Raw genomic sequence first — 6,054 nt, 5'->3', positions numbered from 1 at the left:
GATCGAGTCCCATCAGCAGAGCCGCTGGGACGTCGCCGCGGGCCATGGGCAGAACAGACACGCCGCTGCGGACCTGGTCGCTCAAGCGGCGGCGGAGACGGTCGACGGCCTCCTCGCTTAAACAATCCGCCCGGCTCATCAGCACGAGATCGGCGGCCTCGAGCTGATCGTCGAAGAGCGCGTTGATGTCACTGAGGTGATCCAGGCTTGGATCGGCCTGTCGTTGGGCCTCGAGGGCACTGGGATCGGCAACGACACTTCCGCCACTCAATGCCTCACCGTCGACAACGGTCACCACGCCCGTCACACGGGTCTTGGTGCGAATCTCGGGCCAGCGGAAGGCCTGCACCAGGGGCACGGGCAGGGCGAGGCCACTGGTTTCGACGACGATTCCATCGAGTTGGTCAGCGCGCTGCAGCAACTGCTGCATGACCGGCAGAAACTCGTCCTGGACGGTGCAGCAGAGGCAACCGTTGGCCAGCTCAACGACCCGTCCGTCGAGCTCATCCTCAGGGCAAAAGCCGCAGCTGCGAATCAGATCGCCATCGATCCCCACCTCACCAAACTCGTTCACCAGAACGGCAAGCCGCAGGCCACTGGAGACCAGCAGCTGACGCAACAGTGTCGATTTACCAGCGCCAAGAAACCCGGTCACCACCGTGACCGGGAGGCGTGATGCGGGTGCCACAGTCATGGTCAGGCGACGAGCGCGGTCCAGGTGAAGGCGGCGCCGATGCCGACCATCACACCGGCGAGGAGCTGTTTCTGGCTCAGCGGGAGCTCCTGGCTGAAGCGACGCAGGCCAACGAGGGAGAGGGTCAACAGAGCGCCTTGGCTGAGCAACAAACCCAGCAGGTAGAAGGCAATGGGGGTGGACTCCCAGCCAATCACCGAGGCGCTGAGCACATAACCGTGCAGAGCGAAGGCGGGAATCAAGCTGAGGGCAGGAAGACGGCCCACGATCACGAGGCCCTCGACCACCAGGGAGAGGGAGACCAGTGCCTCGGCACCAGGCAGACCGGGCAACCAAAGACCCAGTGCCGTGGCGCTGAGGCCCACCAGCAGCAACGCCATGGTCCAACGCATGGAGCGTTGAAAGCCGACCAGGGCCAGGGCAATCAGAAAGAGCAGATGGTCAGGCCCCAGCAGCGGGTGGGCCAGACCACTGATCAATCCACTCACCGGTGAGGGAACCAGCGCCATGGACTCCATCGGGTGATGGGCCAGAGCTGGCGCGGCAGAGAGGGAAGCCAGCAGGAGCGCAGGGGCCCCGAAACGCTTGAACATCAATAGGACTGGTCCGCGCCAGGTGATTAATGGGAGTGAACCGGCGGGCGTTCTGACTGGAGCCCTGGGGACAGGACTCTTCACAGCTGCGGGACAGCGCCGGAATTACACCGGACTTTCCCCGTTTCCTCCTCGGGCTGATCCCCCGAAGAACCGGAGCACTGAGCCTAAGCGCTGATTAACGACAGGCCAGGCTTTCGCGGGTATCGACACCCGTACGTGGATTGACGCCGCTGGCCCGGGCACAAAGGGCCTTCTGCTGCGGAAGGTCCAGAACCGCGTCGGTGAAGTCCGTGCCTTCGATGACCGCGCCGGTGAACTTGCTGTTCATCAGCATCGCGTTGCGAAAGACCGCACCGCTGAGGTCAGCGTTGTCAAAGCGGGTGGCGAAGGCCACGGCATCCTCGAGATCAGCCGCCGAGAGGTTGGCGTTTTGCAGATTGGCGGTGTTGAACACGGCCCCGCGCAGGTCGGTCTCACTGAGGTCAAACCCCTCCATGGAGGCTTTTAGAAACTCCTGCTGCTGAAGGTTTCGGCCGTGCATGTCCGGTTGCAGGTCCTGAGCGCTGCGCTGACCACGTAGTTCGGGGGCGGTAATCGCCAAGGCCGGGGAGGCCACTGGAAGAACAGAGGCCAGCAGCAGAACAACGCCGAGGGCGAGGGTGCTCAATGAGCGGGCCACGAGCAACTGAATGAGCGCAACGAGGTTCCGCACTGCAGCTTTAACTTGGGCGCTCAAGTTATTGCAGGCGGATACCGGAGCGCGACCGATGAGCAAGACCCTTCGGGTGGTGGTCCCTCCCCATCCCCTCATTGGCCATTGGCTGACCGTGTTGCGGGATCGAGAGACCCCTCAGCCCCTCTTTGCAACGGCGATGGCCGAACTGGGTCGATGGTTGACCTATGAGGCCATGCGGGACTGGATTCCTTACCAGCGGGTGCAGGTGCAGACACCACTGGCCCAGACGGAAGGGACCATCGTTGACGGTTCGATTCCGGTACTGGCTGTGCCCATCCTCCGAGCTGGATTGGGGCTATGGGACGGAGCCAAGTCGGTGATCCCTAGCGCTGCCGTCGCCCACATGGGCCTGCAACGGGATGAGGCCAGCGGTCGCTGCCGGTGTTACTTCAACGGTCTTCCGGAGACCATCCCCGCCAATGCAGGGGTGCTGGTCTTTGAACCCATGGTGGCCACTGCTGGAACGCTCCTGAACGTGCTCGAACAGCTGGAGACCAAGGGGGTGACTGGCCAACGGGTGCGGGTGATCTCCACCCTTGCCGCCAGTCCCGGGTTGAAAACCCTCGGTGAGCGCTACAGCGATCTGACCATCTACACCGGCTGTATCGACGCCGAGTTGGACGATCAGCAGCGCATCGTTCCTGGCTTAGGTGACGCTGGCGACCGTCTGTATGGCAGGCCGCAGTCAGGCTTCGTAGGCTGAGGCAACTTCAAAGCAGGTCCACGCGATGTCCAACCGAGACGGCGGTTCAGGTTCTCTGAGCACCCTCTTGGTTGGTGCTGTGATCGGTGCCGCTGGCTTTGCCTGGTGGCTCTATTCCGAGGCTGAGCGGCGCCAGCAAAACACCCGGCAACAGCGAAGCCTGCGCCTAAGTCGGCTGGCCGATCACGACGATCAAGCCTTTGACCCCAACAGCGACCGCCCGGTGGTCCGGGAGGTTGAACTCCAGGACAAGGTTCAAGAGCTCAACCAAGCGATCGAAGACGTTCGCAGGCAGCTCGAGGGGCTGAGCCCCCAGAGCTGACAGGGCTCCTCGGTAGGTTGCTGGGAAGACAACCCCGCAGCCATGCTTCGCTCCGCCGCGATCACCCAGGGCATTCAGCGCTCCCCCAACCGCGCCATGTTGCGGGCTGTCGGTTTTGGAGACGCTGACTTCAACAAACCGATCATCGGCATCGCCAACGGCTACAGCACGATCACGCCCTGCAACCTGGGCCTCAACGATCTGGCCCGCCGGGCTGAGGATGCGGCTCACGCGGCGGGTGCCATGCCCCAGATGTTCGGGACCATCACCGTGAGTGATGGCATCTCGATGGGCACCGAAGGGATGAAGTATTCCCTGGTGAGCCGCGAGGTGATCGCGGATTCAATCGAGACAGCCGTGAACGGTCAGAGCATGGATGCGCTGCTCGCCATCGGCGGCTGCGACAAAAACATGCCTGGGGCCATGCTGGCCATGGCGCGGATGAATATCCCTTCAATCTTTGTCTACGGCGGCACGATCAAACCCGGAAAGCTCGGCGCCTGCGACCTCACCGTTGTGAGTGCCTTTGAGGCGGTGGGTCAGTTCAGCGGTGGACGGATCGACGAGCAGGAGCTCACGGCCATTGAGAAGAACGCCTGCCCTGGCGCCGGCAGTTGCGGCGGCATGTTCACCGCCAACACGATGAGTGCGGCCTTCGAAACCATGGGCCTGAGCCTGCCCTACAGCTCCACCATGGCTGCCGAAGATCCTGAAAAAGCCGATAGCGCTGCCCGCAGCGCGGAGGTGCTGGCTGAGGCGATCAAGGCCAACATCCTTCCCCGCGATCTGATGACCCGCGAGGCCTTTGAAAACGCCATCAGCGTGATCATGGCCGTCGGCGGCTCCACCAACTCCGTGCTCCACCTCCTGGCCGTGGCCCGCACCGCTGGCGTTGATCTCTCGATCGATGACTTCGAGACCATCCGCCAACGGGTGCCCGTGATCTGCGACCTCAAGCCCAGCGGCCGCTACGTCACCGTGGATCTCCACCAGGCCGGTGGCATCCCCCAGGTGATGAAGCTGCTGCTGGATGCCGGTCTGCTCCACGGCGATTGCAAAACGATCGAGGGCAAAACCCTCAAGCAGGTGCTCGCCGATGTTCCCGCGGTGCCCCCAGCCGGCCAAGACGTGATCCGGCCGCTGAGCAATCCGCTCTACGCCAAGGGCCACCTGGCAATCCTCAAGGGCAACCTGGCCGAAGAGGGTGCCGTGGCCAAGATCAGCGGGGTGAAGAATCCGGTGATCACCGGCCCCGCCCGCGTATTTGAAAGCGAGGAAACCTGCCTGGCCGCCATCCTCGATAAGCAGATCAACCCAGGCGACGTGGTGGTGGTGCGACAGGAGGGTCCCGTGGGTGGCCCCGGCATGCGCGAGATGCTCAGCCCCACCGCCGCGATCGTGGGCCAGGGCTTACTGGATTCCGTGGCCCTGATCACCGATGGACGCTTCTCCGGGGGCTCGTTTGGACTGGTGGTCGGCCATGTGGCGCCCGAGGCGGCCGTGGGCGGAACCATCGGTCTGGTCCAGGAGGGCGACAGCATCACCGTTGATGCCAGCCAACTGCTGATCCAACTCAATGTTGATGACGCCGAACTGGCCGCCCGCCGGGCCGCCTGGAGCAAGCCTGAGCCGAGGTACCGCACCGGTGTTTTGGGTAAGTACGCCCGGCTGGTGAGCTCCAGCAGCAAAGGTGCTGTGACCGACCAGCCTGACCTCTAGGCCTCGCCAGCAATCAAGGCGCGAATTCGCCTGCAGAGGGCTTCAAGGGGGGCGCCGGCGCTGGGGCGTTCGCAGCGCTCCCCTGAGTTCGCTTGCATCCAGACGGGATGGCTGCCATGCCAAAGCATGGGTGCCTGCTCATCGGCCACCATGCTGAGCATCAGGTTTAGTTCGTCGCCGCTGCGGTAGATCTCCAGCTCGAGATCGCGATCAGGGTGGCGAACCCCATCGGTGTCGCGCGCTTCGATCAAGAGACAGCAATCACTGCAGTCCCCGACGGTGGAGGGCGGTTCGCCACTGAAACGCAGGGCGTGGCGATAGGGCTTCAGGCAGACATCGGCGGCCTTGGCCAATTCGCTCAGGAGGGGTTCGAGGTCCACAGTCAGGCCACGGCTCGGATCGAGCGGAGCAGCAAGCGCAGGGCACCGGGCCGGAAGCCGGGATTACGGCCGCCCATGTCTCCAAATTTGGAATGCAAGATCTGAATTCTGGTCACCCGTGCGGGATCAAAGCGCAGGGGCAGGCCAACGGGGGTGGCCCGAACGCTGGGGGTGAGACGACTAAAGGGAATCGTCACCACAGAGGTGCCGTTGGGCCGGGTGGAGAACTCCGCCACCCAACGCAATCCACCTGGGATCAGTTCCGTGAGGCCGGCCACCCCATCACGGCTGGCCAGGGCCAGCTTGTAGCGGCGACCATCGCCATCGAGTTCGAGCTCGAGGGCTCCGTAGGAGGAGAGATCCAGCGGTGGATCCAGCACCGCTGAGCGGCAGCTCACAAAGCCGCCCCCCTCGGGTTCAACGACGGCCTCCATCAGCAAGCCAGACGCGGTGGAGTGACACTGACCCTGGCTGCGTCCCCCCATGATCGTGTCGTTGAGGGTGTGCCATCCAGGGAAGTCAGCTCCCTGTGCCAGGACCAGTGGCGCAAGCATGGATGCGATCCAAAGCAACGGCGTCAGCCTGCCGCAGTCACACCCGCGAGCGCGGCCTCATCCGCCAGGACAAGAACCTCATTGCGGGGAGTGACCAACTTGGCGGGGGTCCGATCGGGTGATTCACTCGGATCCAGCAGGCGGCTGAGGGCCTGCACCTTCCCTGATCCACTCACCAGAAAGATCACCTGGCGGGCCGCACTCAAAACAGGTGCGGTCAAGGTGATGCGCTCAAGTCCCTTACCGCGACCGACCGTGGTCCACCGATCGGTGATCGTCGGCGCCTCGGTGCCGGGGAACAGGGAGGCCGTATGGCCGTCCTCACCCAAGCCGAGAACCATCAGATCAAA

The 6,054-nt window shown here is 63.6% G+C and carries 9 protein-coding genes and 1 riboswitch; of the genes, 3 read left to right on the top strand and 6 right to left on the bottom strand.

Translation table 11 applies throughout. From position 1 onward, the window contains the following. The 3 genes from QZ186_RS00045 to QZ186_RS00035 all read right to left on the bottom strand — a co-directional run. Window positions 1–694: GTP-binding protein (locus QZ186_RS00045; protein ID WP_296414949.1), on the bottom strand; the 694-nt coding region annotated here is incomplete at its 3' end. A gap of 2 nt (window positions 695–696) precedes the next feature. Then, window positions 697–1,287 carry a HupE/UreJ family protein gene (locus QZ186_RS00040; RefSeq protein ID WP_010316949.1) on the bottom strand — a complete coding sequence of 197 codons (591 nt, stop codon included), beginning with the start codon at window positions 1,285–1,287 and terminating at the stop codon, window positions 697–699. Window positions 1,288–1,311: 24 nt separating this feature from the next. Continuing rightward, window positions 1,312–1,460: riboswitch (cobalamin riboswitch) on the bottom strand. Window positions 1,461–1,465: 5 nt separating this feature from the next. Further along, the gene (locus QZ186_RS00035; RefSeq protein ID WP_296414947.1) at window positions 1,466–2,002 is read right to left on the bottom strand and encodes a pentapeptide repeat-containing protein; all 537 of its coding nucleotides are present in this window, start codon (window positions 2,000–2,002) and stop codon (window positions 1,466–1,468) included. A gap of 55 nt (window positions 2,003–2,057) precedes the next feature. On the opposite strand from QZ186_RS00035, the gene upp reads away from it, so the two are divergent. The 3 genes from upp to ilvD are packed head-to-tail and all read left to right on the top strand — an operon-like array spanning window position 2,058 to window position 4,770. After that, a complete protein-coding gene (gene upp, locus QZ186_RS00030; protein WP_296414942.1) occupies window positions 2,058–2,729 on the top strand; it encodes a uracil phosphoribosyltransferase in 672 nt (223 codons plus the stop codon). Between the two features lie 25 nt (window positions 2,730–2,754). After that, entirely contained in the window at window positions 2,755–3,051 is a 297-nt protein-coding gene (locus tag QZ186_RS00025; RefSeq protein ID WP_247478349.1) for a hypothetical protein, read from the top strand. Window positions 3,052–3,093: 42 nt separating this feature from the next. Further along, a complete protein-coding gene (gene ilvD / locus QZ186_RS00020) occupies window positions 3,094–4,770 on the top strand; it encodes a dihydroxy-acid dehydratase (protein WP_010316941.1) in 1,677 nt (558 codons plus the stop codon). Here ilvD and QZ186_RS00015 read toward each other — a convergent pair. From QZ186_RS00015 to QZ186_RS00005, 3 genes are all read right to left on the bottom strand, one after another. Further along, on the bottom strand, window positions 4,767–5,150 hold the full coding sequence (locus tag QZ186_RS00015; RefSeq protein WP_010316940.1) for a hypothetical protein: 384 nt from the start codon (window positions 5,148–5,150) through the stop codon (window positions 4,767–4,769). The two genes, ilvD and QZ186_RS00015, sit on opposite strands and share 4 nt — an antisense overlap. A 2-nt stretch (window positions 5,151–5,152) precedes the next feature. Further along, a complete protein-coding gene (locus tag QZ186_RS00010; RefSeq protein ID WP_247478343.1) occupies window positions 5,153–5,704 on the bottom strand; it encodes a CIA30 family protein in 552 nt (183 codons plus the stop codon). Window positions 5,705–5,727: 23 nt separating this feature from the next. Beyond that, window positions 5,728–6,054: 6-phosphogluconolactonase (locus QZ186_RS00005; RefSeq protein ID WP_296414935.1), on the bottom strand; the 327-nt coding region annotated here is incomplete at its 5' end.

The organism is Vulcanococcus sp. DEBay_Sum29NL08_54 (genome assembly GCF_017859255.1).
Lineage (GTDB): Bacteria > Cyanobacteriota > Cyanobacteriia > PCC-6307 > Cyanobiaceae > Vulcanococcus.
This window is presented reverse-complemented; position numbering and strand designations above follow the sequence as displayed.